Consider the following 636-nt stretch of genomic DNA (forward strand, 5'->3'; position numbering starts at 1 on the left):
GTGCAGAAGGCCGTGGATTGCTACAACGCGGGCGCGACGGTGCTGCACCTGCACGTTCGCGAGCTGGACGGCCGGGGCTCGAAGCGGCTGTCGAAATTCAACGAGCTGATCGCTGGCGTGCGCGCGGCGGTGCCCGACATGATCATCCAGGTCGGCGGCTCGATCTCGTTCGCGCCCGAGGACGACGGCCAGGCCGCGAAGTGGCTGTCCGATGACACGCGCCACATGCTCGCCGAGCTCGATCCGAAGCCGGACCAGGTGACGGTCGCGATCAACACGACGCAGATGAACATCATGGAGCTGCTGTATCCGGAGTACCTCGCGGGCACATCGCTCGCGAATTCCGCGCTGCACGCCGCGTATAGCGAGATGACGGTGCCCGCCGGCCCTGCGTGGGTCGAGGAGCATCTGCGGCGGCTGCAGGCGGCGGGTATCCAGCCGCATTTCCAGCTGACGGGCATCCATGCGCTCGAGACGCTCGAGCGGCTCGTGCGCAAGGGCACGTACACGGGGCCGCTGAACCTCACGTGGATTGGCATCGGTGGCGGCTTCGACGGCCCGAATCCGTTCAACTTCTTCAACTTCATCCAGCGCGTGCCCGACGGCTGCACGCTAACCGCCGAATCGCTGCCGAAG

Annotated in this window: 1 protein-coding gene; it reads left to right on the forward strand. The window is 66.5% G+C overall.

Translation table 11 applies throughout. The features are described 5' to 3' along the window. Positions 1-636: 3-keto-5-aminohexanoate cleavage protein (locus J5M71_RS26430; protein WP_207838416.1), on the forward strand; the 636-nt coding region annotated here is incomplete at both ends.

Source organism: Pseudomonas sp. 43(2021) (assembly GCF_017490805.1).
GTDB lineage: Bacteria > Pseudomonadota > Gammaproteobacteria > Pseudomonadales > Pseudomonadaceae > Aquipseudomonas.